The sequence below is a fragment of the Saccharopolyspora sp. NPDC000359 genome (assembly GCF_040300525.1).
Lineage (GTDB): Bacteria > Actinomycetota > Actinomycetes > Mycobacteriales > Pseudonocardiaceae > Saccharopolyspora.
Map to the genome: position 1 here is coordinate 1 of NZ_JBEPDU010000031.1, position 26368 is coordinate 26368.

20 protein-coding genes are annotated in these 26368 nt (G+C 71.7%); 12 read left to right on the top strand and 8 right to left on the bottom strand.

Translation table 11 applies throughout. From position 1 onward, the window contains the following. The 7 genes from ABT324_RS20085 to ABT324_RS20115 form a co-directional block, all read left to right on the top strand. The coding region (locus ABT324_RS20085; protein WP_351179467.1) for a methionine adenosyltransferase domain-containing protein at nt 1-412 on the top strand (412 nt) is incomplete at its 5' end. Between the two features lie 123 nt (nt 413-535). Further along, nucleotides 536-1510, top strand: coding sequence for a carbohydrate kinase family protein (locus ABT324_RS20090; protein WP_351179470.1), 975 nt, complete (start codon nt 536-538; stop codon nt 1508-1510). A gap of 22 nt (nt 1511-1532) precedes the next feature. Then, nucleotides 1533-5099 carry a methionine synthase gene (gene metH, locus ABT324_RS20095; RefSeq protein ID WP_351179473.1) on the top strand — a complete coding sequence of 1189 codons (3567 nt, stop codon included), beginning with the start codon at nt 1533-1535 and terminating at the stop codon, nt 5097-5099. A gap of 180 nt (nt 5100-5279) precedes the next feature. Beyond that, nucleotides 5280-6737, top strand: coding sequence for an adenosylhomocysteinase (gene ahcY / locus ABT324_RS20100; RefSeq protein WP_351179476.1), 1458 nt, complete (start codon nt 5280-5282; stop codon nt 6735-6737). A gap of 377 nt (nt 6738-7114) precedes the next feature. Then, nucleotides 7115-8008, top strand: a complete 894-nt coding sequence (locus tag ABT324_RS20105) for a methylenetetrahydrofolate reductase (protein WP_351179479.1) — start codon at nt 7115-7117, stop codon at nt 8006-8008. 274 nt (nt 8009-8282) lie between these two features. Beyond that, nucleotides 8283-9263: a phosphatidylinositol-specific phospholipase C gene (locus ABT324_RS20110; protein WP_351179482.1), complete on the top strand. Its 981-nt coding sequence runs from the start codon at nt 8283-8285 to the stop codon at nt 9261-9263. A gap of 203 nt (nt 9264-9466) precedes the next feature. Further along, nucleotides 9467-10858 carry an FAD-binding oxidoreductase gene (locus ABT324_RS20115; RefSeq protein ID WP_351179485.1) on the top strand — a complete coding sequence of 464 codons (1392 nt, stop codon included), beginning with the start codon at nt 9467-9469 and terminating at the stop codon, nt 10856-10858. A gap of 12 nt (nt 10859-10870) precedes the next feature. Here the strand turns inward: ABT324_RS20115 and ABT324_RS20120 are convergent, their stop codons facing one another. From ABT324_RS20120 to ABT324_RS20150, 7 genes are all read right to left on the bottom strand, one after another. Next, nucleotides 10871-12304, bottom strand: a complete 1434-nt coding sequence (locus ABT324_RS20120; RefSeq protein WP_351179488.1) for a sensor histidine kinase — start codon at nt 12302-12304, stop codon at nt 10871-10873. Between the two features lies 1 nt (nt 12305). Then, nucleotides 12306-13034 carry a response regulator transcription factor gene (locus ABT324_RS20125; protein ID WP_351179490.1) on the bottom strand — a complete coding sequence of 243 codons (729 nt, stop codon included), beginning with the start codon at nt 13032-13034 and terminating at the stop codon, nt 12306-12308. A 174-nt stretch (nt 13035-13208) separates the two neighbouring features. Next, nucleotides 13209-15380, bottom strand: coding sequence for a thiamine pyrophosphate-dependent enzyme (locus tag ABT324_RS20130; RefSeq protein WP_351179493.1), 2172 nt, complete (start codon nt 15378-15380; stop codon nt 13209-13211). A 236-nt stretch (nt 15381-15616) separates the two neighbouring features. Further along, complete coding sequence (locus ABT324_RS20135) at nt 15617-16540, bottom strand: LysR family transcriptional regulator (RefSeq protein WP_351179496.1); 924 nt, start codon at nt 16538-16540, stop codon at nt 15617-15619. A 95-nt stretch (nt 16541-16635) separates the two neighbouring features. Beyond that, nucleotides 16636-17787, bottom strand: coding sequence for a Glu/Leu/Phe/Val family dehydrogenase (locus ABT324_RS20140; RefSeq protein WP_351179499.1), 1152 nt, complete (start codon nt 17785-17787; stop codon nt 16636-16638). A gap of 87 nt (nt 17788-17874) precedes the next feature. Further along, nucleotides 17875-19023, bottom strand: a complete 1149-nt coding sequence (locus ABT324_RS20145) for an NAD(P)/FAD-dependent oxidoreductase (RefSeq protein WP_351179502.1) — start codon at nt 19021-19023, stop codon at nt 17875-17877. Further along, complete coding sequence (locus ABT324_RS20150) at nt 19020-20603, bottom strand: aldehyde dehydrogenase family protein (protein ID WP_351179505.1); 1584 nt, start codon at nt 20601-20603, stop codon at nt 19020-19022. Before ABT324_RS20150 ends, ABT324_RS20145 begins: the two co-directional genes overlap by 4 nt. Nucleotides 20604-20757: 154 nt before the next feature. On the opposite strand from ABT324_RS20150, the gene ABT324_RS20155 reads away from it, so the two are divergent. The 5 genes from ABT324_RS20155 (at nt 20758) to ABT324_RS20175 (ending at nt 25946) form a co-directional block, all read left to right on the top strand. Further along, nucleotides 20758-21162, top strand: coding sequence for a hypothetical protein (locus tag ABT324_RS20155; protein WP_351179508.1), 405 nt, complete (start codon nt 20758-20760; stop codon nt 21160-21162). Continuing rightward, nucleotides 21159-22097 carry an ornithine cyclodeaminase family protein gene (locus tag ABT324_RS20160; protein ID WP_351179511.1) on the top strand — a complete coding sequence of 313 codons (939 nt, stop codon included), beginning with the start codon at nt 21159-21161 and terminating at the stop codon, nt 22095-22097. The genes ABT324_RS20155 and ABT324_RS20160 overlap by 4 nt, the downstream gene beginning before the upstream one ends. Before the next feature lie 183 nt (nt 22098-22280). Beyond that, the gene (locus ABT324_RS20165; protein ID WP_351179514.1) at nt 22281-23753 is read left to right on the top strand and encodes an amino acid permease; all 1473 of its coding nucleotides are present in this window, start codon (nt 22281-22283) and stop codon (nt 23751-23753) included. Further along, nucleotides 23750-25138, top strand: coding sequence for an SLC13 family permease (locus ABT324_RS20170; protein ID WP_351179517.1), 1389 nt, complete (start codon nt 23750-23752; stop codon nt 25136-25138). The genes ABT324_RS20165 and ABT324_RS20170 overlap by 4 nt, the downstream gene beginning before the upstream one ends. Nucleotides 25139-25142: 4 nt before the next feature. Next, nucleotides 25143-25946 carry a serine hydrolase gene (locus tag ABT324_RS20175; RefSeq protein ID WP_351179520.1) on the top strand — a complete coding sequence of 268 codons (804 nt, stop codon included), beginning with the start codon at nt 25143-25145 and terminating at the stop codon, nt 25944-25946. 13 nt (nt 25947-25959) lie between these two features. On the opposite strand, the gene ABT324_RS20180 is transcribed toward ABT324_RS20175, so the two are convergent. Beyond that, complete coding sequence (locus ABT324_RS20180; RefSeq protein WP_351179523.1) at nt 25960-26349, bottom strand: VOC family protein; 390 nt, start codon at nt 26347-26349, stop codon at nt 25960-25962. Between the last annotated feature and the right edge of the window lie 19 nt (nt 26350-26368).

Below are 26368 nucleotides of genomic sequence, written 5' to 3' on the forward strand. Positions count from 1 at the left end.
CGACACCTACGGCGGCATGGCCCGCCACGGCGGCGGCGCGTTCTCCGGCAAGGACCCGTCGAAGGTGGACCGCTCGGCGGCCTACGCCATGCGCTGGGTGGCCAAGAACGCCATCGCCGCGGGCCTGGCCAGCCGGATCGAGGTGCAGGTGGCCTACGCGATCGGCAAGGCGGCCCCGGTCGGCCTGTTCGTGGAGACCTTCGGCACCGAGAACGTCGACCCGGTCAAGATCCAGGCGGCGATCAACGAGGTCTTCGACCTGCGTCCGGCCGCCATCGTGCGTGACCTGGACCTCCTGCGCCCGATTTACGCGCAGACGGCCGCGTACGGTCACTTCGGACGCAGTGACGTGGACCTGCCGTGGGAGCGCACCGACCGTGCCGAGGCGCTGAAGAGCGCCGCCGGCATCTGATCGAACGCCGGAGCTGGCGCGCGGACTGCGGGGCGCGGGGGACCGTGCCCCGCAGTCCGGTGCGACGGCCGTCCATGTGGAGAGCTTCGGGGCGGGCCCGCCCCCTGGTAAAGGAGTAGTGCAGTGCGGATTGCGGTGACCGGATCCATCGCCACCGACCACCTGATGTCCTACCCCGGTAGGTTCACCGAGCAGCTCGTCGCCGACCGCCTGGACCAGGTGTCGCTGTCGTTCCTGGTCGACGAGCTGGTCTTGCGCCGCGGCGGGGTGGCTCCCAACATCACCTTCGGCCTCGGGCAGCTGGGCGTCGGCTCGATCCTGGTCGGCGCCGTCGGCCGCGACTTCGACGACTACCGCTCCTGGCTGGAGCGGCACGGCGTGGACACCGCCTCGGTGCACGTCTCGGAGACCAAGCACACCGCCCGGTTCCTGTGCACCACCGACACCGACTTCAACCAGATCGCCTCGTTCTACGCCGGCGCGATGGCCGAGGCCCGCGACATCGAGCTCAAGCCGGTCGCCGATCGCGTCGGCGGGCTCGACGTGGTGGTCGTCTCCGCCAACGACCCGGACGCGATGCTGCGGCACACCCAGGAGTGCCGGGACCGCGGCTACCGGTTCATCGCCGACCCCGGCCAGCAGCTGGCCCGGATGGACGGCGACGGGATCCGCAAGCTGGTCGAGGGCGCGCAGTACCTGTTCACCAACGAGTACGAGCACGGCCTGCTGCTGCAGAGCACCGGCTGGAGCCACGCCGAGGTGCTCGACCGGGTCGGCAGCTGGGTGACCACGCTGGGCCCGAAGGGCGTCCAGGTGGAGTCCGGGTCGCAACCCTCGGTGCAGGTGGAGCCGCCGAAGGAGAAGCAGAAGGGCGACCCGACCGGGGTCGGCGACGCGCTGCGCGCCGGGTTCCTGGCCGGACTTTCCCACGATCTGGGACTGGAGAGGTCGCTGCAGCTCGGATGTGCCCTGGCCACTGTTTCCCTGGAGGCAGACGGCCCGCAGGAGTACCAGGTGGAGCGCGAGTCGTTCCTCGCCCGGTTCGCCGAGGCGTACGGTGACTCGGCTGCGGGCGAGGTCGGGGCGAAGCTCCGCTGAGCAACGGGGAGTAGGCACGGCAATGGCAGATCGGCAGAACGATCCGAGCGGGTTCCTGACCGCCCTCGGCGAGCGCGTCCTCGTCGCCGACGGTGGCATGGGCACCGCGTTGCAGGGTTTCGACCTGACGTTGGACGACTTCGCCAACCTGGAGGGCTGCAACGAGATCCTCAACGTGACCCGGCCCGACGTGGTGTCCTCGATCTACCGGGGCTACCTGGAGGCGGGCTCGGACGCGATCGAGACCAACACCTTCGGCGCGAACTGGGCCAACCTCGCCGAGTACGACATCCCGGAGCGCATCCGGGAGCTCGCCGAGAAGGGCTCGGCGCTGGCCCGCGAAGCGGCCGACGAGTACTCCACGCCGGAGCGGCCGCGGTTCGTGCTGGGCTCCGTCGGACCGGGCACCAAGCTGCCGACGCTGGGGCACGCGCCCTACGCGAAGCTGCGCGACGCCTACCTGGAGCAGGTCCTGGGCATGCTCGACGGCGGCATCGACGCGGTGCTGGTCGAGACCTCGCAGGACCTGCTGCAGACCAAGGCCTCGATCATCGCGGCCAAGCGGGCGATGGCCCAGGCCGGGCGGCGGGTGCCGATCATCGCGCAGGTCACCGTGGAGACCACCGGCACCATGCTGGTCGGTTCCGAGATCGGCGCGGCGCTGACCGCGCTGGAGCCGCTGGGCATCGACCTGATCGGGATGAACTGCGCGACCGGCCCGGCGGAGATGAGCGAGCACCTGCGGGTGCTGGCACAGCACTCCCGCATCCCGCTGTCGGTGATGCCCAACGCCGGTCTGCCGGAGCTGGGCCCCAACGGCGCGGTGTACCCGCTGCAGCCCGAGGAGCTGGCCGAGGCGCTGGTCGGGTTCGTCAACGACTACGGGGCGCGGCTGGTCGGCGGCTGTTGCGGCACCACCACCGAGCACGTCCGCGCGGTGGCCGAGGCGGTCCGCGGGATCAACCCCGCACCGCGCACCCCGGAGCACATCCCGTCGATCTCGTCGGTGTACCAGTCGGTGCCCTTCGAGCAGGACGCCTCCATCCTCAACGTCGGCGAGCGGACCAACACGAACGGTTCCAAGGCCTTCCGCGAGGCCATGCTGGAGGGCCGCTACGACGACTGCGTGGAGATCGCCAAGGCCCAGACCCGCGAGGGCGCGCACATGCTCGACCTGTGCGTGGACTACGTGGGCCGGGACGGCACCGTGGACATGCGGGAGCTGGCCTCGCGGCTGGCGACCGCCTCGACGCTGCCGATCATGGTCGACTCCACCGAGCCGGAGGTCATCCAGGCCGGGTTGGAGCACCTCGGTGGCCGGTGCGCGATCAACTCGGTCAACTGGGAGGACGGCAACGGGCCGGGCTCCCGGTACGAGCGGGTCATGCAGATGGCCGTCGAGCACGGTGCCACCGTCGTGGTGACCTGCATCGACGAGGAGGGCCAGGCGCGCACCGCGGAGTGGAAGCTGCGGGTCGCCGAGCGGCTGATCGAGGACATGACCGCCAACTGGGGCCTGGAGGAGTCCGCGATCATCATCGACTGCCTGGTCTTCCCGATCACCACCGGGCAGGAGGAGGTCCGCAAGGACGCCATCGAGACGATCAACGCGATCCGGGAGCTCAAGAAGCGCCACCCGCAGGTGCAGACCACGCTCGGCCTGTCCAACGTCTCGTTCGGGCTCAACCCGGCCGCGCGGCAGGTGCTCAACTCGGTGTTCCTCAACGAGTGCCGGGAAGCCGGGCTGGACACCGCGATCCTCAACGCCTCCAAGATCCTGCCGATGAGCAAGATCGACGAGGAGGCGCGCAGCGTCGCGCTGGACCTGGTCTACGACCGGCGCCGCGAGGGCTACGACCCGCTGCAGAAGCTCATGCAGCTGTTCGAGGGCCAGACCGCGAAGTCCAGCAGCGCCTCGCGCGCCGAGGAGCTGGCCAAGCTGCCGCTGTTCGAGCGGCTGGAGCGGCGCATCATCGACGGTGAGCGCAACGGCCTGGAGGCCGACCTGGACGCGGCGATGGCCGAGAAGCCGCCGCTGGCGATCATCAACGAGAACCTGCTGGCGGGCATGAAGGTCGTCGGTGACCTGTTCGGCTCGGGGCAGATGCAGCTGCCGTTCGTGCTGCAGTCGGCCGAGGTGATGAAGGCCGCGGTGGCCTACCTCGAACCGCACATGGAGAAGGACGACTCCGGCGGCAAGGGCAAGCTGCTGCTGGCCACGGTCAAGGGCGACGTGCACGACATCGGCAAGAACCTGGTCGACATCATCGTGTCCAACAACGGCTACGACGTGGTCAACATCGGCATCAAGCAGCCGATCGGCGCCATCCTCGAAGCCGCCGAGGAGCACCGGGTCGACGCCATCGGCATGTCCGGGCTGCTGGTGAAGTCCACTGTGATCATGAAGGAGAACCTGGAGGAGATGAACTCCAGGGGCCTGGCCGACAAGTACCCGGTGATGCTGGGTGGCGCGGCGCTGACCCGCTCCTTCGTCGAGCACGACCTGGACGAGGTCTACCAGGGCGACGTGCGCTACGCCAAGGACGCCTTCGAGGGCCTGCACCTGATGGACCGGCTGATGGCCATCAAGCGCGGCGACAGCCCCGAGGAGGACGCCGAGGAGCAGGTCAAGAAGGCCGAGCGCAAGGCCCGCCGCGAGCGGTCCCTGCGCATCGCCGAGAAGCGCAAGGCCGAGCAGGGCGAGGAACCCGGCTACGACGACACCACGCGCTCCGACGTGGCCGCCGACGTGCCGGTGCCCACCCCGCCGTTCTGGGGCTCCAAGGTGGTCAAGGGCGTCGCGGTCGCCGACTACCTGGCGCTGCTGGACGAGCGGGCCACGTTCTTCGGCCAGTGGGGCCTGCGCGGCGCCAAGAAGGGCGAAGGACCCTCCTACGAGGATCTGGTCGAGACCGAGGGGCGGCCCCGGCTGCGGCACTGGATCGACGAGCTGTCCACCGCGGGCATCCTGCAGCACGCGGCGGTGGTCTACGGCTACTTCCCGTGCGTGACCGAGGGCAACCACCTCGTCGTGCTGGACAAGGAGGAGCCCGACGCCCCGGAGCGCTGCCGGTTCTTCTTCCCGCGGCAGAAGCGCGACCGGCGGCTGTGCCTGGCCGACTTCTTCCGCACCCGGGAGCAGGCCGAGCAGACCGGCCAGGTGGACGTGCTGCCGATGCAGCTGGTCACCATGGGCCAGCCGATCGCCGACTACGCCAACGAGCTGTTCGCCAAGAACGCCTACCGGGACTACCTGGAGGTGCACGGCCTGAGCGTGCAGCTCACCGAGGCGCTGGCCGAGTACTGGCACCGCCGCGTCCGCCGCGAGCTGGCCTGGTCCAGCGGCGGCACGGTGGCCCAGGAGGACCCCGCGGACGTGCGGGAGTTCTTCAAGCTCGGCTACCGCGGCGCGCGGTACTCCTTCGGCTACGGCGCCTGCCCGGACATCGAGGACCGGGCCAAGATCGTCGACCTGCTGGAGTCCGAGCGCATCGGCGTGGTCCTCTCGGAGGAGTTCCAGCTCCACCCCGAGCAGTCCACCGACGCGATCGTCGCCCACCACCCGGAAGCCAAGTACTTCAACACGTGAGCAACCGTTCCCGGGCAGCGGTGTGCGCGGCGGTGCGAGCTGGGCAGCTCCGCGCACGCCGCCCGGCAACGACCGGACGACTGCGGATCGGCGCAGGTCGGGGCCCCCTCGTGGGCGCTACCCTGCACAGGAGCCCGATCCGCGAAGACCTGACATGATCGGGAAACCAGAAAGGAAGCCATGAGCGCGAAGCTGCAGAAGGTCAACGGCCTGGAGTTCGCCGTCAGGGATCTGGCGCTGGCCGAGGCCGGGCGGCACCAGATCCGGTTGGCCGAGCACGAGATGCCGGGCCTGATGGCGACCCGCGAGGAGTACGCGGCCTCCCAGCCGTTGAAGGGCGCGCGGATCGCCGGCTCGCTGCACATGACCGTGCAGACCGCCGTGCTGATCGAGACCCTGGTCGCGCTGGGCGCCGAGGTCCGCTGGGTGTCCTGCAACATCTTCTCCACCCAGGACGAGGCCGCCGCGGCGGTCGTCGTCGGCCCCAACGGCACCCCGGAGGCCCCCGCCGGCGTCCCGGTGTTCGCCTGGAAGGGCGAGACGCTGGAGGAGTACTGGTGGTGCACCGACCAGCTGTTCCAGTTCGGCGAGCAGGGCCCGAACATGATCCTCGACGACGGTGGGGACGCCACCCTGCTGGTGCACAAGGGCGTCGAGTTCGAGGCGGCCGGTGCCGTCCCGCAGGCCTCCGCGGACGACCCGGAGGAGTACAAGGTCATCCTGGAGACGCTGCGCAACAGCCTGGCCTCCGACGGCAAGCGGTTCACCAAGATCGCCTCGGAGATCAAGGGCGTCACCGAGGAGACCACCACCGGCGTGCACCGGCTCTACGAGCTGGCCAAGACCGGTGAGCTGCTGTTCCCGGCGATCAACGTCAACGACTCGGTCACCAAGTCCAAGTTCGACAACAAGTACGGCTGCCGCCACTCGCTGGTCGACGGCATCAACCGCGCCACCGACGTGCTCATCGGCGGCAAGGTCGCCGTGGTCTGCGGCTACGGCGACGTCGGCAAGGGCTCGGCGGAGTCGCTGCGCGGCCAGGGCGCCCGCGTGATCGTCACCGAGATCGACCCGATCTGCGCGCTGCAGGCGGCGATGGACGGCTACCAGGTCACCACCCTGGACGAGGTCGTCTCGACCGCGGACATCTTCGTCACCACGACCGGCAACTTCAACATCATCACCGCCGACCACATGGCGAAGATGAAGCACAACGCCATCGTGGGCAACATCGGCCACTTCGACAACGAGATCGACATGGCCGGGCTGGAGAAGACCCCGGGCATCAAGAAGCAGGAGATCAAGCCGCAGGTCCACGAGTACGCGTTCCCGGACGGGCACTCGATCATCGTGCTGTCCGAGGGCCGCCTGCTGAACCTGGGCAACGCCACCGGCCACCCCAGCTTCGTGATGTCGAACTCCTTCACCAACCAGACGATCGCCCAGATCGAGCTGTTCACCAAGCCGGGCGAGTACGACAAGCAGGTCTACGTGCTGCCCAAGCACCTGGACGAGAAGGTCGCCCGCCTGCACCTGGACGCCCTCGGCGTCAAGCTCACCAAGCTGACCAAGGAGCAGGCCGCCTACATCGGTGTTGACGTGGACGGTCCCTACAAGCCGGACCACTACCGGTACTGATCTTCGGGGGCCGCGCTCGCCTTGCGAAAGCGGTGCGGGTAGCGGAACCTCAGGGGCTTTCTCGACTGCGGGATCCCGGACTTGAGTACCGAGGCGTACGCGGCGTCCGGGCTGTCCTTGCGAGAAAGCCCCTGAGAACCCGCGGCGGTGCCGGTTGCGGGAGTGGGTTATGCGCCTGCGGCGCATGCGACACCCTCGGATCAGTGCCAACAGGGCCTCGCGGTTGCTGTCCACCGCCGGAAGCGCCTCCGGCGCTTGCCTGACGGTGGCCCGGTTTCCGTTCAGCTCGCCGCTGTGGGGTTCCGCGGGTACTGCCGCGCTGGGCGAGGCGGTTCTGCTGCTTGACGAGACCTAGCTGGGAATGAGGGAGGCCAGGAATGACCAAAGTCATCGACCGGCTGCGCCCCGGCAAGACGGTGTTCTCGGTGGAGTTCTTCCCGCCGAAGACCGACGAGGAGGAACGCCACCTGTGGCGGGCCATCCGGGAGCTGGAGCCGCTGGACCCCGCCTACGTGTCGGTGACCTACGGCGCGGGCGGATCCAGCCGGGACCGCACGGTGCGGACCACGGGCCGGATCGCCAGCGACACCACCCTGGTGCCGGTGGCGCACCTGACCGGGGTGAACCACTCGATCGCCGAGCTGCGGCACGTCATCGGATCGTACGCGGCCGAGGGCATCCAGAACGTGCTGGCGATCCGCGGCGACCCGCCGGGCGACCCGCTCGGCGAGTGGACCCCGCACCCGGAGGGCATCACCTACGCCGACGAGCTGGTCCGGCTGGTGCGCGAGTGCGGTGACTTCAGCGTCGGCGTCGCGGCGTTCCCGCACCTGCACCCGCGTTCGCCGGACCTGGAGTCCGACACCAAGCACATGGTCAACAAGCTGCGTGCCGGGGCGGACTTCTCGGTGGCGCAGATGTTCCTGGAGCCGGAGTACTTCCTGCGGCTGCGGGACCGGTTGGCCCAGCACGGCTGCCACCAGCCGCTGCTGCCGGGGGTCATGCCGATCACCACGCCGAAGGTGCTGGGCATGACCACCCAGCTGAGCAACATGACGATCCCGGACGAGGTGTCGGCGGTGCTGGACCCGCTGCGCGAGGACCCGGCCGGGTTCCGCGAGGCGGGGCTGGAGATCACCACCCGGCTGTGCGAGAAGCTGATCGCCGAAGGCGTTCCGGCGCTGCACTTCTACAGCCTCAACCGGGCCAAGGCCACCCGCGAGGTGCTGGGCCACCTCGGGCTGGTCGACGGCGTGCTCAAGGCCGCCTGACCGAACTGCCCACGAACACCCCGCCGCCCGACCTGACCGCCGGGCGGCGGGGTCGTTCCGGGCACCCGACCACGCCGAGCTGCGCGCGGCCTGGATCTCCTTCGCCACCACCGGTTTCCGGGCTGTCCCGGGTGCGGCGCCGCACGAGGACCTGAACCACGCCTTGACGGTGCTGGCGGGCCTCGCGGGAAGTTCGGCACCGCTGGATCCGAAACCGGTGGCGAGTTTCCGCCATTCGGTCCGCAGCCGGGACCGGGGCGCGATCCTGTTCGGCATGTCTGGGAAGGCGGTTCGCGCGGCAGCCGCGCTCGCGCTGGTGCTGTCCGTCGGGACGGTGCCGGGGACGGCGGCTGCCGCGGCGTACTGCCAGGGCATCACCGAGGCGTCGAACCCGGACTGGATGGCCGGGTTGCCCGACGACGCGAGCCTGGCGCAGCTGTCGATCCCCGGCACGCACCAGACGCTGTCGCTGCACGGCGGTGAGCTGACCCGGACCCAGGAGGACCACGGCGACAGCGCGCGAACCCTGGCCGTCCAGCTGCGGTCGGGCATCCGCGCCATCGACATCCGGGTGCGCCGCTACGACGACCGGTTCACGCTGCACCACGGGCCGTTCTACCAGAACGCGAACTTCTCCGACGTGCTGCGGGAGGCCGGGGACTTCCTGGCCGCGCACCCGGGGGAGGCGGTCCTGCTGCGGCTGAAGGCCGAGTGCACCGGTGAGGTGGGCTCGTGCGCCGACGAGGGCAGCCAGCTCGACGAGGCGCAGATCCTGGACTGGTACCGGGACAACGACCCCAACGGCGAGTACCTGCTCGACCCGGCGGGCGGTGCCGTCCCGACCCTCGGCGAGGCGCGCCGCAAGATCGTCCTGGTGGCGCTGCAGGGGGCGCGCGGTGGTCTGCACGAGGGCCGCGGCGTCGGTCAGCTCACCAACGACACCTGGGGCGAGCGCGTCCAGGACGAGTACACCGTGCCGACGCTGTTCGACATCGACGACAAGTGGGCCAAGGCCCGGGACCACCTGGGCACGACAGTGTCGGCGGACCCCGGCGAGCTGTTTTTGAACTTCACCAGTGGCTCCAGCCCGGCTGCGCCCCCGAGCGCGGTGGCCTGCGGAGCGGCGGGCTTCCGCGGCGTGAACGACCACGCCCTGGAGCACCTGTCGACCCACGACCTCCCGCGCACCGGCGTGGTCATGATGGACTTCCCAGGCGCGGACCTGCTGAACACCATCATCGCCACCAACCCCTGACCCCCGCGCCCCGAACCCACCGCAGTTTCAATTGAAACTGCGATCCCCAGCCACGGTGGTTCGCAGTTTCAATTGAAACTGCGGTTTGGGGTGCTGTGGGTGCAGTTGGAACTGCAGGTCGTCCAGTGGGTCGTTGCCTCGGCTAAAGGGTGGTGGGTGGCGTTGGTTACCGTGGGGGCGGTTCGACGCGGACGGAGGGCGAGATGTCGGAGAAGGCCTTGGCGGCGCTGCGCGCGGAACTGCCGGAGTCGGTGCTGCTGACCGATCCCGACTCGACCGGTCGGTTCGCCCACGACGAGGCCGAGTGGGCCCCGTTCGGCAAACCCCTGGCCGTGGTCCGCGCGCGCAGCACCGAGGACGTGGCGGCCACCGTCCGGATCTGCGCCGAGCTGGGGGTCCCGGTGGTTCCGCGCGGTGCCGGGACCGGGTTGTCCGGCGGTGCCAACGCCATCGACGGCTGCGTGCTGATCTCGCTGGCGGACATGGACCGCATCCTGGAGATCAACCCGCGCGAGCAGCTGGCTGTGGTGCAGCCCGGCGTCGTCAACGACGACCTGCGCGCGGCCTGCCGCGAGCACGGCGCCTGGTACCCACCGGACCCGGCGAGCTCCCCGTGGTCGACCATCGGTGGCAACGCCTCCACCAACGCGGGCGGCGTGTGCTGCGTGAAGTACGGCGTGACCCGCGACTACGTGCTGGGCCTGGAAGCCGTCGTCGGCGGCGGCGAGGTGGTCCGCCTCGGGCGCCGCACCGCCAAGGGCGTGGCCGGTTACGACCTGTGCGGCCTGTTCGTGGGTTCGGAGGGCACGCTCGGTGTGATCACCGAGATCACCGTGAAGCTCCTGCCCGGCCTGCGCGCCCCGGAGCGCACGGTGGTCGGCTACTTCGATTCGCTGGTGCAGGCCGGGGAAGCGGTCGCGGCGGTGGCGGCGGCCGGGGTGGTCCCGTCGGCGCTGGAACTGCTCGACCAGCACTGCCTCCGCGCGGTCGACGAGTGGAAGAACATGGGCCTCAGCGCCGAGGCGAACGTGCTGCTCCTGGGCCGCTCGGACACCCCGGGCGCAGCGGGGGAGCAGGAGGTCGACACCCTCCTGCGCTGCTTCGACGACGCCGGGGCGACCTGGAGCGCCCGCTCCACCGACGAGCACGAAGCCGATGCCCTGTTTGCAGCGCGGCGCCTGGCCTACCCGGCGCTGGAACGCCTCGGCCCGGTCCTCACCGAGGACGTCTGCGTGCCGAGGGCGGCGGTCCCGGAGATGCTGTCGAGGATCGAAGCGTCCGCCCAGCGCCACGAGACCCAGATCGCCAACATCGCCCACGCCGGGGACGGCAACCTGCACCCGCTGATCATCACCCCACCCGGGGACGAGGCGGCGCGCGAACGGGCCCAGCTCGCCTTCGACGACATCGTTGCCGACGCGATCGCCCTGGGCGGCACGGTGACGGGGGAGCACGGGGTGGGCCTGCTCAAGCGCAAGGGCCTCCACGCCGAGCTGAGCCCCGACGTGGTCGCCATGCACCACGCGATCAAGAGCGCCCTCGACCCAGCGGGGATCTTCAACCCGGGCAAGGTCTTCGGGGACCCGGCGGCCTGAGCGCGCCGCTGGTCAGCGGGCGGCGGGCAGGGTGACGGTGAAGGTGCTGCCCGCACCCTCGGCGGTGGTCACCGCGACCTCGCCGCCGAGCGCTCCGGTGATGGACTTGACGATGGCCAGGCCCAGCCCGGTACCGCCCGTTTCGGGGCTGCGGGAGTCGTCGCCGCGGTAGAAGCGCTCGAAGATCCGGCGCGCAGTCTCCGGGCTCATGCCGGGCCCCTGGTCCGCAACCGCCAGCTCGACCCGGTCGCCGGGCAGCGCGCGAACGGCCACGGTGACCGGTGTCCCGGCGGGCGTGTGCCGCTGGGCGTTGCTGAGCAGGTTCCGCAGCACCTGCAGCAGCCGCTCCTCGTCGCCGCTGGCGAACACCTCCGGCTGCACGTCGACGGTGATCGGCCGGTCCGGGTCGAGCGCGCGGGCGTCGGCGACGGCATCCGCCGCGAGCTTGCCGAGGTCGACGGGGAGGTCGGCGAGCGGGCGCCCCTGGTCCAGCCGGGCCAGCAGCAGCAGCTCCTCCACGGTGGTGTGCATCCGGGCGGCTTCCGCCTCGATCCGCAGCATCGCGCGCTCGGCCAGTTCGGGCTGCTGGGCGAGTCCGTGCAGGTGCAGCTGCGCCCAGCCTCGGATGGTGGTCAGCGGGGTGCGCAGCTCGTGCGAGGCGTCGGCGACGAACTGGCGGAGCCGCTCCTCGGAGCGCTGCCGCGCGTCGAAGGCCTGGTTCAGCGCCTCACCGACCTCACCGACCTCGTAGTGGCGCTGGTCGACCTCCACGCGCTGGCGGAGGTCCCCACCGGCGATCGCGGTGGCGGTCCTGGCCATGTCCCGCAGCGGCCGCATGCCCACCCGCAGCACCCCGTGCCCCAGCACCGCGATCCCGGCCAGCGCGGCGAGCGAGGCCACGACGTCGGCGCCGATCAGCCAGTACACCACACCGTCGGCCAGGGCCAGGCTGCTGGCGATCACCATGGTGCTGACCGGCTCCGGTGCGGCGCCGCTGGCTGGCCGGACCGCGGTGTTCGACCCGATGGGGAAGGCCAGGGTGCGGTACCGCGGCACGGGCCCGCCCTGGACCGTCACGGTGACCGGGTGCTCGGCGAACCCGCCCGGAACCGGGTCCGGCAGCTCGGGGGGAGGGGTGGGCTGCCCGTCGGGACCGCGGGTCGAGGTCTCCACGACCACGCGCCCGTGCTCGTCGAGCAGCGCGACGTAGGAGCCAGCCGGGACCAACGTGTCGATGACCATCTCCGAGATCGCCGAGTCCTGGCGGCCGACGTAGCGCTGGACCGCTTCGCGGGCCTGGGCGAGGTTGTCGTCGGCGACCTCGGTGAGGTAGAGGCGCAGCCCGACCAGCGAGGCCACGTTGACCACCGCCATCCCCAGGGCGGCCAGCAGGACCGCCCCCGCCAGCAGTCGGCGCCGCAGCGAACCGCGCCGGGCACGTGCCACGTCAGTCGTCCCCCGGGTGGCACAGGCTGTAGCCGAAGCCGCGCACCGTGCGGATCAGGGCGGGCGGGGTGGCGTCCACCTTCGCCCGCAGCCGGGACACCAGCTTCTCGACGACCCCGACGTCGAAGCGGTGCTGCCACACGTGGTCCATGATCTGGTCCTTCGACACCACGTGGTCGGCGTTGAGCACCAGGTAGCGCAACAACTTGTACTCGGTCGGCGAGAGCTCGACGAGCCGGTCGCCGCGGCGGACCCGCATGCTGCGCTCGTCCACGGTCAGGTCGGCGAAGCGCAGCACCGGGCTCGGTTCCGCGGTCATCCCCGCCCTGCGCAGCAGGACGTGCACCCTGGCGAGCAGCTCGACCACGCTGAACGGCTTGGTCAGGTAGTCGTCGGCGCCCATGGTCAACCCGGCGACGCGGTCCTCGACGGCGTCCCGGGCGGTCAGGAACAGCACCGGGATCCGCGCCCCGCTCTCGAACAGCCGCTGGCACACCGCGAACCCGTCCATGTCGGGCAGCATCACGTCCAGCACGAGCAGGTCCGGGCGGATCGAGTCGCAGGCGCGCAGGGCCTCGGCCCCGCGGTCGGCGACGGTCACCCGGTAGCCCGCCAGGCTCAGCGTGGTCTCCAGCATCTCGGCCAGCATCGGGTCGTCGTCCACGACGAGCAGCCGCTGCCCGCTCCCGCGCGGGGGTGCGACACCGTCGGTCGGTGGGGCGGACAGCATGGCAGGTACCCGTCGTCTCTCGAGCCAGCCGCGGCGGTGTCCCCGCCCGGCAGTCGGCATTCTACGGCCGGGCCGCCCCCGGGCTTCCTCCGGTGAGGGGTCTGAGCAGCGGAAACGGTCAGCGGACGGTCAGGTTCGCGACCGCTCACGGTCAGCTTGCCCAGTCGCCGCGGATCAGCCGTTGGCGAGCTTGAGGGCCGCGGTCTCGATGGTTTCCTCGTCGAGGAGCACGTGGTAGGCCGCCGCGCCGAGCGGGATGAAGCTGTCCTCGCTGGTGACCCGGGCGACCGGCCCGGTGAAGCCGCCGTCGACCAGGGCCGTCACCACCGCTTCGGAGACACCGCCGGTGCGGCGGGTCTCGTCCACCACGAGGACCCGGCCGGTGGCTTCCGCCGCGGTGAGCAGGTCGTCGACCGGGAGCGGGGCCAGCCAGCGCAGGTCCAGGACCCTTGCGTCGATCCCGCGCTCGCGCAGGCGCCGCGCCGTCCGGAGGCTCATGGGCACGCCGTTGCCGAAGCTGACCAGCGTCAGGTCCGCGCCTTCGCCGTACTGGCGGGCCCGGCCGAGGGGGACGTGGTGCGAGCCCGGTGCCGGGTACGGTGCCAGCCAGCCGCCGTCGCCGGGTTCGTGCAGGTCGCGGGTGTGGTATAGGGCGATGGGTTCGAGGAACAGGCACACCCGGCCGTCCTCGTGGGCCGCCGCCACGCAGGTGCGCAGCATCGCCGCGGCGTCGTCCGGGCGGGAGGGGGAGGCGAGCACGACCCCCGGCATGTCGCGCAGCGCGGTGATGCTGTTGTCGTTGTGGAAGTGGCCGCCGAAGCCCTTCTGGTACCCGTAACCCGCGATGCGCACCACCACGGGATTGCGGTACTGGCCGTTGGCGAAGAAGCTCAGCGTGCTGGCTTCGCCACGCAGCTGGTCGGCCGCGTTGTGGACGTAGGCCAGGTACTGGATCTCCGGGATGGGCAGCAGACCGGCGAGCCCGGCGCCCAGCGCGGTGCCGAGGATGCTCTGCTCGTCCAGCAGGGTGTCGAAGACCTTGGTGGCCCCGAACTTCTTGCGCAGGCCGCGCGTCACCCCATACACGCCGCCCTTGCGGGAGACGTCCTCGCCGAAGACGACCACGCCCGGGTCGCGGCCCAGCTCCTCGGCCAGGGAGCGGTTGATCGCCTGCGCCAGCGTCAGCGGGCCCTCGTCCTCGGGCAACCGGTCGCCGAAGTGCTCCCGCGGCGGGACCTCCAGTGCCCGGCGCTCCACCACCTCCGGCCGGTCCTGGCAGATCGAGGCCATGACCTCCGCGGCGCTGCCCAGCTTGCGCCGCCCCAGCGCCTCCTCGGCGGTCCGGGCGACCTCCGCGCGCTTGTCCTCGTAGCGCGCCAGCACCTCCTTCGGGCGCAGGATCCCGTTGTCCACCAGCGCCTTCGCCGTGCCCAGCAGCGGATCGCGCTGGTAGTCGCCGGTGATCTCGGTGCGCGACCGGTAGCCGGACTCCACATCCGACCCGGCGTGCCCCATCAACCGCACGGTGCGCAGGTGCAGGAACGCCGGAGCGCGGTGCTGGCGGACGAAGTCCGCGGCCTCCCGGGCCACCGACAGGCACTGCACCGGGTCGGCGCCGTCGGCGGTGAAGTAGCGCAGCCCGGCGCGGTCGGCGTAGGTCGATTCGATCCAGCCCTTCGGGGTCCGCACGCTGATCCCGATGCCGTTGTCCTCGCACACCAGCAGCAGCGGCATCGGCAGGTCCTGGAACGCGCAGTGCAGCGCGGAGTTGATCGCCCCGGTGGTGGTGGAGTGGTTCGCCGAGGCGTCACCGAAGCTGCACACCACGACCGAGTCCTCCGGCCACCCGCTGGCCACCCCCAGCTTGGCCGCCCGGCCCAGCGAGAAGGCCAGGCCCACCGCGCGCGGCAGGTGCGAGGCGATGGTCGAGGTCTGCGGGATGACGGCCAGCTCGGCGTTGCCGAACACCTTGTGGCGGCCCGCCGAGATCGGCTCGTCGGCGGAGGCCACGACCCCCAGCAGCACGTCGCGCAGCGGGTGCTGGTCAGGCACCTGGCGGGCGCGGTGCACGTAGAAGCCGCCGGAGCGGTAGTGCAGCAGCGCCGGGTCGGTCGGGCGCAACGCGGCGGCGACCGCGGCGTTGGACTCGTGACCGGACGAGCCGATGCTGTAGAAGCCCCGGCCCTGCTTGCCCAGCTGCCGGGCCTGCAGGTCGAGGTGCCGGCTCCCGGCCTGTGAGTCGAACAGCGCCAGCAGGTCGTCGGCGAGGTTTGAGCCGGTCCCCGGGCGGGCGGGCCAACCGGCCACGGTGCGCTGGAAGAACTCGTCAACAGGCTCGGTGCTCACTGTGCCGCCTCTCCGGGATTTTCAGTGGTGGTTGCGTTGGGAGGTGGGGGTGCGTTGGGGAGGTTGCTCGTGGCTGGGCTGCGTCACGGTCCCCTGAGGTGCGGTTGGGTGGGGGTCGGTACTGGGTTTTCAAAGGGGTTTGGGGGTGGCGGGCCCTTGGCTGTCGGCTAGGGGTGCCCTACGCCCCTTGCCGGCGTTGGGTGCCTTGGTGGAGGGTTTGGGTTGGTCTTCTGGTGTCATTCGGGTGGGTTCGGGTGCCAGTTGTTGGCCACTTGGGCGCAGGACTTGGCCAGGCATTCCAGGGCGATGGGGAGCAGGGGGTTGGTGTTCTGCTTGCGGTAGAGGGCTTTGACGCGGCGGTGGGGTTGCCAGCCCGCCATCCGGCAGATGCGGACCTCCTGGTCCGGGAGAGCCAGGCCCGGGAGGACCGCCACGCCGAGTTCGCGGGCCACCAGGTCGCGGATCACCGAGTAGTCATTGCTGCGGAAGGTGATCTTCGGGACGAAACCGGCTGCTGCTGCCAGGCGGACCAGCGAGCGGGCGCCCGCGGTGTCCTGGCGGGTGCATATCCAGGCGTCCTCGGCCAGGTCGCGCAGGTCCACCTCGGCGGCGCGGGCGAGGCGGTGCGTTTCGGGCAGGGCGAGCCGCAGCGGTTCGGCCATCAGCTCCTCCACGCACAGCTCGACCGGCCACTGGCGGGGGTCCAAGTCGTACTCGAAGACCACCGCCGCGTCCAGGGTTCCGTCCAACACCCCGCCGAGCACCTCGTCCGGTTCGCCCTCGTCGAGCTGGACCTCGGCGTTCGGGCGCTGGGTGACCACCGCCGCCAGCACGTCCGGCAGCACCCGCGCGTTGGCGGTGGCGAAGCTGGCCAGCCGCAGGCTGCCCTCCTCCCCGGCGACCATGGCGCGCACTTCGCGTTCCAGCGCGTCCAGCGCGCCCAGGGCGTCGCGGCTGCGTTCGGCGAGCCGCACGGCCAAGGCGGTGCTCCGGGCGCTGCGGGCGGAGCGCTCGAACAGCGTCGAGCCGATCGCGCGCTCCAACAGCACCATCTGCTGCGAGACGGCCGATGCGGTGTAGCCGAGCGCCCGCCCAGCTTCGGCGAACGAACCGGTGCGCACGCATTCCTGGAGGGTTCGCAGGTGGATCGGGTTCAGCATGCCGGCCCCTTCAACTCTCGAGGTTCGGAGCAACGTTCGGCCCTCGGGGTGCCCGGGCGCAACACCCGGGACGCGACGGCGCCGGTCCGTCCTGCTCAGGCGGGCTGGGGCAGGCGCCCGCGCAACTCCATCGCGGTGCGGACCCGCTGCTTGGCCAGGTCCAGCGCGGCCTCGTGCGGCAGCAACCCGGTGCGGTTCGCGGTGTCGAGCACCAGCACCGTGTTGTTGCGGGTGCGCTCGGCCACCGAGGCCAGGATGGCCGTCGGTTCGGGGCGGAACGCGGAGTGCCGGGCGTCCATGGCGAACCCGGCGGCGATCGCGCCACCGGCGTTGGCGATGAAGTCCGGGACCACGGTGATCTCGCGCCCGGCCAGCAGCACCCGCGCCTCCGGCGTGGTGGGCAGGTTCGCGCCCTCCACGACCAACCCGGCCCGGATCTTGGCGGCCACGTCCTCGTCGATGACGTCCTGCCCGGCCGCCGGGATCAGCACGTCGCAGTCCACCAGCAGCTCGTCGCCGCGCGGGATGCGCTGCGCCGCAGGGGCTTTGGCCACGCAGGCGTCACCGAACTCGGCGCGCGCGTCCAGCCAGCCCGGCACGTCGAGCCCGTCCGGGTCGTGCACCGAGCCGTCGATCGTGGACAGCGCGACCAGCTGTGCACCGAGCTCGTGCAGCCGCTTGGCCGCTGCGGCGCCCACCGCGCCGAACCCCTGCACCGCCACCCGGGCGCCCGCGATGCTGCGGCCCTGGTGCGCCAGCGCGGCCTCGACCGCTTCGGCGACCCCGTGCCCGGTCACGCCCAGCTGGTCGTAGGGCACCCCGCCCAGTGGTTCCGGCACGCCGACCGCCGCGCCGCGGTCACCCAGCTCGTCCTGGATGATCGCCGCGTCGTGCTCGGTCATGCCCATGTCCAGCCCGGCGACGTAGCTGGCCGGGATCTGGTCGGCCAGCCGCCGCGCGAAGGCGCGCACGATCCGCTCCTTGTCCGGCGAGTCCGGGTTGGCGAAGATGCCGGCCTTGGCGCCGCCGTGGAACAGGTCGACCGCGGCCCACTTCCAGGTCATCACCCGCGCCAGCCGGGCGATCTCGCCGACGGTGACGGTCGGGCTCATCCGGGTGCCGCCCTTGCCGGTGCCGCGGGCGGTGTTGTCGATGACCAGCACGCCCCGCATCCCGGTCCGCGCGTCCGAGACGCACACGACCTTCTCCGGGCCCCACTCGTCGATGTCCTGCAACAGATCACGCACGTTCGCGCTCCTTCGTCGGCAGCGAGTTCCGCGCTGGTGCGCGGCGGTGGTGCGGACGACCACCGCCGCGCACGGCGCGAGTTCGGATCACACGCAGTTGTGCTCGGGGCGGACCTCGGCGGTGGCGAAGCGGCGCACGTCCAGCGCCGAGACGTCGACCGCCGGGGCCCGGTCCAGCACCAGGTCCCGCAGCACCTCGCCGATGGCGGGTCCCTGCAGGAAGCCGTGCCCGGAGAAGCCGGTGGCGTAGAGGAACCGGCCCGGACCCCCGGCCTCGCCGACCAGCGCGTTGTGGTCGGGGGTGACCTCGTAGAGCCCGGCCCAGCGGTGCGCCACCCCGACCTCGGCCAGCCGGGGCGCCCGCCGCGCCACCGCGTCGGCCAGCCGACCGAGCCAGCGGTCGTCGGTGTGCACGCTGAACCCGTGCTCCTCGTCGGGGTCGGACATGCCGATGAGCAGGCCCGGCCCCTCGTCGTGGAAGTAGAAGCTGGTGGCGAAGTCGATGGTGAACGGCAGCCGGGGCGGCAGGTCCGGCACGGGTTCGGTGACCAGGATCTGCCGCCGCAGCGGGCGCACCGGCAGGTCGACGCCGACCATCCCGCCGACCTCCGCCGACCAGGCCCCCGCCGCGCACACCACGGTGGAGGTCGACACCGACCCGTGCTCGGTGCGCACGGCGGTGATCTGCCCACCCGCGGTCTCGATGCCGGTGACGGCGCAGTGCCGCCGGATCACCGCGCCGTGCTGCCGGGCGGCTTGGGCGTAGCCCTGCACCACCGCCTCCGGGGTGCAGTGCCCGTCGGTGGGGGAGAAGGCCGCCGCCAGCAGGCCGTCGGGCACCACGTACGGGGAGAGCTCGCACGCCTCGGCGACGGTCAGCATCCGGCTCGGCACGCCGAACTCGTTCTGCAGCCGCACCCCGGCCTCGAACGCCGCGACGTCCTCGGGGTCCGACAGCAGGAACAGGTAGCCGAACTGTTTGAGGTCGATCTCACCACCGGGCCGCCGCGCGAAGTCCTCGAACGCCCGCAGGCTGCGCCGCCCGAGCTCGATGTTGACCGGGTCGGAGAACTGCGCCCGCACCCCACCGGCGGCCTTGCTGGTGCTGCCGGAACCGAGTTCGTCGCGCTCGAGCAGCAGGACGTCCACCCCGGCCTCGGCGAGGTGGAAGGCGGTGCTCACGCCCACCACCCCGCCGCCGACCACGACGACCTCCGCCCGAGCGGGCAGCGTCACCGGGCACCACCCAGCTCGGGCGGCAGCCGGAAGTCCAGCTCCGGCTCCACGGTGTCGACGTCCATCTGCGCCTTCTGCAGCTTGCCGGAGAAGTCCCAGTTCAACGACTGCCAGCGGGTGAACTGGTCGAGCACCCACACCCCGGACTGGCGGCTGCCGTTGCCGGACTTGCCGTTGCCGCCGAAGGGCAGGTGCGCCTCCGCCCCGGAGGTGGAGTTGTTCACGCTGACCATGCCCGCGCCGATGCCCTGCCGGAACCGGAACGCGGTGGCCGGGTCGGTGGTGTAGACCGCCGCGGACAGCCCGTAGCCCGGCGCGTTGCCCAGCTCGATGGCCTCGTCCAGCGTCTCGTAGGTGGTCACGCCGACGATCGGCCCGAACGTCTCGTTGCGGAAGACGTGGTCGTCCGGGCGCATGCCGTCCAGCAGCACCGGGTGGTAGTACAGCCCGCTGGCCGGGTCGCCGTGGAAGCCCTTGCGCGGCGCGGACTCGGTGATCCGCCCGACCGACTCGGACCCCAGCACGGTGTGGTGGTCGCCGATCTCGCCCAGGATGCGCTCGAAGTTGTCGGCGAACTTCTGGTCCAGCAGCGGCCCGTAGAGCACGTCACCGGTCGGGTCGCCGATGGTCGCCGCCCGCAGCGCCGAGTCCAACCGCCGCACGAACTCCTCGTGGACGTCGCGGTGCACGATCAGGTTGCCCAGCGAGGTGCAGCGCTGCCCGGCGGTGCCCCAGCCGGAGAACAGCGCGCCCTCCACCGCCAGGTCCAGCTCGGCGTCCGGCGCGACCACCATCGGGTTCTTGCCGCCCAGCTCCAGGCACGGGCTCTGCAGGTACTTGCCGCACAGGGCGCCGACCTGCGAGCCGACCGCGCTGGATCCGGTGAAGCCGACCTTGTTGACGGTGCCCGCCGCCAGCGCGGTCTCCAAGCCCTGGAAGGTCGCCTCGCCGTCGGCGTAGACCAGGTTCAGCACGCCCTTGGGCACCCCGGCCCGCCAGGCCAGCTCGGCCAGCGCGCGGGCGGCTCCCGCGGCGTACTCGGCGGGCTTCCACACCACTGCGTTGCCGCACAGCAGCGCGGGGACCAGGTACCAGGACGGGACCGCGACCGGGAAGTTGCCCGCAGTGATCACCACCGCCACCCCGACCGGGACCCGGAAGGTGAACAACTGCTTGTCCGGCATCTCTGAGGGCACCGTCTGCCCGTAGAGCCGCCGCCCCTCGCCCAGGAAGAAGTCGCAGGTGTCGACGATCTCCTGGACCTCGCCCAGCGCCTCGGCGTAGGGCTTGCCGATCTCGCGCGTCACCAGCCGCGCCAGCGACTCCTTGTTGGCCTCCACCAACCGGCCCAACCCGGCGATCACGCGCCCGCGCACCGGCGCCGGCACCTGCGCCCACTCGCGCTGCGCCCGCTGCGCCTGCTCGGTCGCCGCGGGCAGCACGTCCGGGCCCCCGAGCGAGACCCGGGCGACCACGTCCTCCAGGTTCGCCGGGTTGCGCGAGAGGTACTCGCCCCCGCCGTCGACCCGTGCCGGGGACTCCGGACCGATCACGGAGTTCAACGTCGACTGCACCGACATGCACCTCTTCCTGCTCGAACGGCCTGCTGTCCAGCGGTGGCGCGGCGGTGTGCTGCGCGCCACCCTCGTCGCACGGCTCACCGTAGTTCGTCGAAGGGGCGTTCGCGGAGGATCAGGAGAGTGATTTCTCCTCCAGCTGAGCGACAGCACCCCTGTGCCTCGTCGCGCCCACCGCTTCGAACCGCAGTGCCCGTGGGACCCGGTCAGCGCGGTGCGCGCGGACGACGGACCTGCCTTCGACGGGACCAGGAAGGCCATCGAGTCCGGCGACTGGGCCTCCAGGATCACGGGTGCGGTCGGGGCCGGACTGGATGCGCTGGGCACGGCGATCCTCGCCGCCGGTGTCGGCTGGCTGATGGGAACGTCGGTCCGCTCGGGCGCGTTGGACGCGCTGACCGGTGATGGCGATCAGAGCAAGGCGCACGCGGAGACGCGGAAGAACGTCACCGCCGAGCTCGGTGAGATCAACACCGAGATGACCGACCTGGTCAACAGCGACGTCGCGGACCGGACGGTTGTTGATCTCTGTTGTTGCGGGTGGCAGCGTGGTCGCGCATGAGGATGTGGAGCGACGCCGATGTTGCCGCGGCACTGGACATGGACACCGCGATCGCCTCGCAGCGGGTGGCGTTCGAATCGCTCGGTCGGGGCGAGGCGCAGCTGGCCGAGAAGGTCGCCATCCGGACCGGTGAGGACACCACCCTGGGCTACCTGAGCCGCCTGTCGCCCCGGCACGGCGCGGTGAGCAAACTGGTCGCAGTCCACCCCGGCAACGCCGCGCGCGGACTGCCCGCGATCTCGGCGACCGTGCTGGTCACGGACGCGACGACCGGGCAGCTCGCGGCCACCATGCAGGCCACCGCCCTCACCGAGATCCGCACCGCGGCGGGCAGCGCCGTCGCCGCGGACGCCCTGGCACTGCCCGACGCCGACGAGCTCGCCGTCCTCGGCTCCGGCGTGCAGGCCCGCGCCCACGTGCGCGCGATCGCGCGCGTGCGGAAGCTGCGCGAGGTGCGGGTGTTCAGCCGCGACGCGGCGCGGCGCGAAGCGGCGGCAGCGGAGCTGGCCGCGGAGCTCGGACTGCCGGTGCGAGCGGCGGCGAGCGCGGCGGAAGCGGTGCGCGGAGCGCCGCTGATCGCCGCGTGCACCCTGAGCGCGGAGCCGGTCGTGCCGACCGCCGCGGTAGCGGCCGGAGCGACCGTGATCAGCGTGGGCAGCTTCGAGCACCACCGGTGCGAGGTGGACGCGAAGCTGGTGCGGCGCGCCGGAGCGGTCGTCGTCGACGAAGTCGACACGGCCGCGACGCACGCGGGGCCGATCGCCGGAGCGCTGGAGCGCGGCGACATCGCGCGCGAGCAGCTGCGAGCGCTGGGCGCGGTGCTCGTCGGAGCGGCGCCGGGGCGCCGCGACGCGGCGGAGGTGGTGTTCTACAACAGCGTCGGACTGGGCGTCCAGGACGCCGCTGCGGCCCACGCCGTCCTCGGAACGCTCTGAAGCACTGGCGGTTTCGTGCGAAACGGCACGAGTCGGGACAAGTGCACCGGGATGGCTCGCAGCTGAAGACCTGCTGGGGCTCAGGGGAAAGCATCCGCGCGCTTCGCGTCTTTCCCGGGGCGGTTTCATCGACGAGCATCCCCGCATCGCTAGCGCACTCCGGCGCAGCGCGGGGAGGTACTCATGCGCGAGGAGACTGCTGCGACGGGTGGGTCGCTGTTCGGCACCGGACCGAACGGCATCTTCCGCCGCACCGTCCCGAAACCCGAGGAGCCGTCCGAGCGGCGGATGCTGCGGGTGCTGGGGCTGCCGCAGCTGACCATGATCGGCGTCGGGGCCATCATCGGGGCCGGGATCTTCAGCCTGGCCGGTGCCGTGGCGCGGGACGTGGCCGGGCCCGCCGTGCTGGTGTCGTTCCTGATCGCCGGGGCGGCTTCGCTGTGCGCGGCCTTCGCCTACGCCGAGTTCGCCGGGATGGTGCCGCGCGCCGGGTCGTCCTACACCTACGCCGCTGCGGTGCTCGGCGAGGTCGTCGGCTGGATCATCGGCTGGGACCTGCTGCTGGAGTACACCGCCATCGTCGCGACCGTGGCCATCGGGATGTCCGGCTACGCCGGGTTCCTGCTGGAGTCCATCGGCGTGGAGCTGCCGGTGTGGATGCTCGGCGCGCCCGGCACCGGCGAGGGCCACCGGGTGGACCTGATCGCCATGCTGATCTGCCTCGGCGTGGCCTGGTTGCTCAACCGGGGCACCAGGACCTCGGCGAAGGTGGACGTGGTGCTCACCGTGGTCAAGATCGCGGTGGTGCTGCTGGTCGTCGTGGTCGGCCTGGCCCAGGTGGACTTCGGGAACCTGACGCCGTTCGCGCCGTTCGGCTGGGGCGGTGCGGTCACCGGTGCGGCGACGGTGTTCTTCGCGGTGTTCGGCTACGACGCGCTGTCCACCGCCGCGGAGGAGTCCATCGAGGCCCGCAAGCTGCTGCCCAAGGCCATGCTGCTGTCGCTGGCCATCTCGATGGTGCTCTACGTCGGCGCCTGCATCGTGCTCACCGGCATGGTGCGCTACGACCAGGTCGACCCGAACAGCGGGTTCTCCAGCGCGTTCGCCGGGGTCGGGCTGTCCGGGGTGGCCGTGGTGATCGCGGTCGGGGCGGTGCTGGGCATCGTCACGGTCAGCTTCTCGTTCATGATGGGCGCCTCCCGGCTGTGGTACGCGCTCAGCCGCGACGGGCTGATGCCGAAGTGGTTCGGCGAGCTGCACCCGGTGCGCCGCGTGCCGCACCGGGCGACCTGGATCCTCGGCATCGTCTCGGCCGTGCTGGCGGGCCTGCTGCCGGTGCAGGAGGCCGCCGAGCTGACCAACATCGGCGTGCTGTTCGCCTTCGTGCTGGTCTGTGCCGCGGTCGTGGTGCTGCGCCACCGCAGGCCGGACCTGCCGCGCGGGTTCCGCTGCCCGGGCATGCCGGTGGTGCCGGTCCTCGGCGTGCTGTTCTCCGCCTGGCTGATGTCGTTCCTGGCCGCGGGGACCTGGTTGCGCTTCGCGGGCTGGCTGGTGATCGGCCTGCTGGTCTACGCGCTCTACAGCTACCGCAGCACCCGGCGGGTGATGCCGGGCGGCTCGGTCGACCTCGCCTCGTTCGACGAGACCGGCCGATGACGACCTGGAAGCCGCGCGCCGCAGCGGGCGTGTTCGGCGCCGCGCTGATCACCGCGGCGGTGGTGCTGGCGACTGGATCGGCCGGAACACTGTGGGGCCTCGCACCGATCGTGGTCTACGCGATCCTGGTGCTGCTGGACGTGGACGTGGTGCTGGCGACGGTGGGCGCGCTCGTCGTGGCGGCGCTGCAGACCGGCACCACGCCGCTGGCGCTGGGCGAGCTGATGGGCGAATCGCTGGGCTCGTTCATCGCGGTCGTCGGGCTGATCGTGCTGCTCGGCGGTGGTCTCGGCCGGGTCGTCACCGAGACCGGCGCGGCCGCCACCCTGGTCCGGGCCGTGCTGCACGGCATCGGCATCAGCACTCGGCTGCGGTTCCGGATCGGTGTGATGGCCGCGGCGACGCTGCTCGCCGCGGCCCTCGGCACGCTGTCCGGCGCGAGCGCGCTGCTGGTGCCGATCGTGCTGCCGATCGCCGCCGCGCTGCGGCTGACCCCGCCGTCGATGGCCGCGATGTTCCACGCGGGTACCGCAGCCGGGCTGGTGACCGGGCCGTTCACGCCGCCGGTGGTCACCATCATGGGCGCGGCGGGGGTCGGCTACGGCGAGTACCTGCTCAACGCGGGCATCCCGATGGCCGCCGTGGTCTGGCTGACCGGGCTCGGCATGTCGCACTGGATCCAGCGGCGCACCGAGGGCACCGAGTGCTACCCGGACGAGGTCGGCGAGGAGCTGCCGGGCGAACCGGCCGCGGCGAAGCGGGCCACGGTCGGCTTCCTCGGCAGCATGGCGGTCCTGGTCGCGCTCGGCATCGTGTTCCAGGCGAGCTACACCTACGTGCTGATCGTGATGCCGGTCAGCGCCGCGGTCACCGCGTTGTTCGCGCGCATGCCGCCGAAGGACGCCCTGCAGGCGGGGTACCGGGGTGCGCAGCCGCTGCTGTGGCTGTTCCTGCTGTTCTGGCTGCTCAACCCGATGCTGGAGCTGCTGGAGGGGTCCGGTGCCTACGACGCGGTGCAGCAGTTGATGGCGCCCACGCTCGACGACGTCGGGCCGTGGTTGTTCTGCATGGTGGTGCTGGTGGTGGGGTGGCTCGGCATCTCCGGCGCCGCCGTGGCCCAGGTGGTGCTGCTGGACAAGCTGTTCGGCCCGGCGCTGGCCGCCGCGGGGGTCCCGCCGGGTGCGTGGGCGGCGGTGCTGCTGGGGTCCTCCCAGATCGACTGGTTCGGCCCGTTCCCCGGACCGGACATGATCGGGCAGATGGGGTTGGCGCGCTCCCGCGACCTGCGGATGATGATGTACAACGGCTGGGCGATCATGGTCGCCAACCTGGCGCTGTTCGCGGTGCTGTTCCTGGTGCTCACCCGAGCCCCGGGCAGCCCCTGACCTGATGGGAGCGCGTGTGGGGTTCGCGGAGCGGTTGCGAGCCGACCTGGCGGCGGCGGAGCTGCCCGGTCGCGTCGGGTTCGCCGCGTGGGACCTGGTCGAGCGCGAGCCGGTGCTGCTCGGCGCCGAGCGGGTGGTGCCCGCCGCGAGCACGATCAAGGTGCTGGTCATGATCACCGCTCTGCGCGCGGTGCAGGCCGGGCGGATCGGGCTGGAGGACCCGCGGGAGCTGCCCGCGGAGCGCGTCGGCGGCGCGGGGCTGCTGCGCCAGCTGCGCAGCGTCGACCGGCTCTCGCTGCGCGACCTGATCACCCTGATGATCGTGGTCAGCGACAACGCCGCCACCAACGCGGTCATCGACGCCGTCGGTTTCGACGCGATCCGGGACTGCGCGGCGGACCTGGGCTGCACCGCCACCCGGGTGGAGCGGCGGCTGATGCACCACCACGAACCGGGCCGCAACGAGACCACGGCGCTGGACCAGGCCCGGGTGCTCGACCGGCTGGCCGGGGGAACGGCGCTGCCGCCGGAGCTGACCGAGCACGCGCTGGGCGTGCTGGCCGAGCAGCAGGTCCGCGACCGGCTGCCCGCGCGGCTCCCGGCGGGCGCGAGCTGTTGGAACAAGACCGGTGAGCTCCTCGGCCTGCGCCACGACGTCGGCCTGGTCGGCACCGACCGCCCGCGCGCGGTGATCACGGTCCTGGTCGACGAGCTCACCGACGAGCGCTCGCTCAGCGGCTACCGGGGTGGCCCGGCCTGCGACGCCATCGCCGCCCTGGGCCGCAGCGCCTTCGACGCCCTGGGCTGACCCCGGCGCGTCCTCAGGGGTGGCGGCCGGCGAGGACGCAGAACTCGTTGCCCTCCGGGTCGGCGAGGGTCACCCAGCTCTCCGCGCCGGTCTGCCCGACATCGGCATGCCGGGCACCCAGGTCCAGCAGGCGGCGGACCTCCTCGTCCTGCGGCACGTCGGTGGCGTTGACGTCCAGGTGCACCCGGTTCTTGACGGCCTTGCCCTCGGGCACGCGGGCGAAGGTCAGCACCGGCGGCACCGGGCCGCGGCGGCTCCGGCCCTCGGGCACCTCGGGGGAGCCGATCGTGACGAGGTCGTCCTCCTCGTCCTGCACCTCGTAGCCGAGGACCGCGCACCAGAAGCGGGCGAGACCGGAGGGATCGGCGCAGTCGATGGCGATCTCGGTGAGCTTGCTGGTCATGTCAGGACCCCCGGGTCGT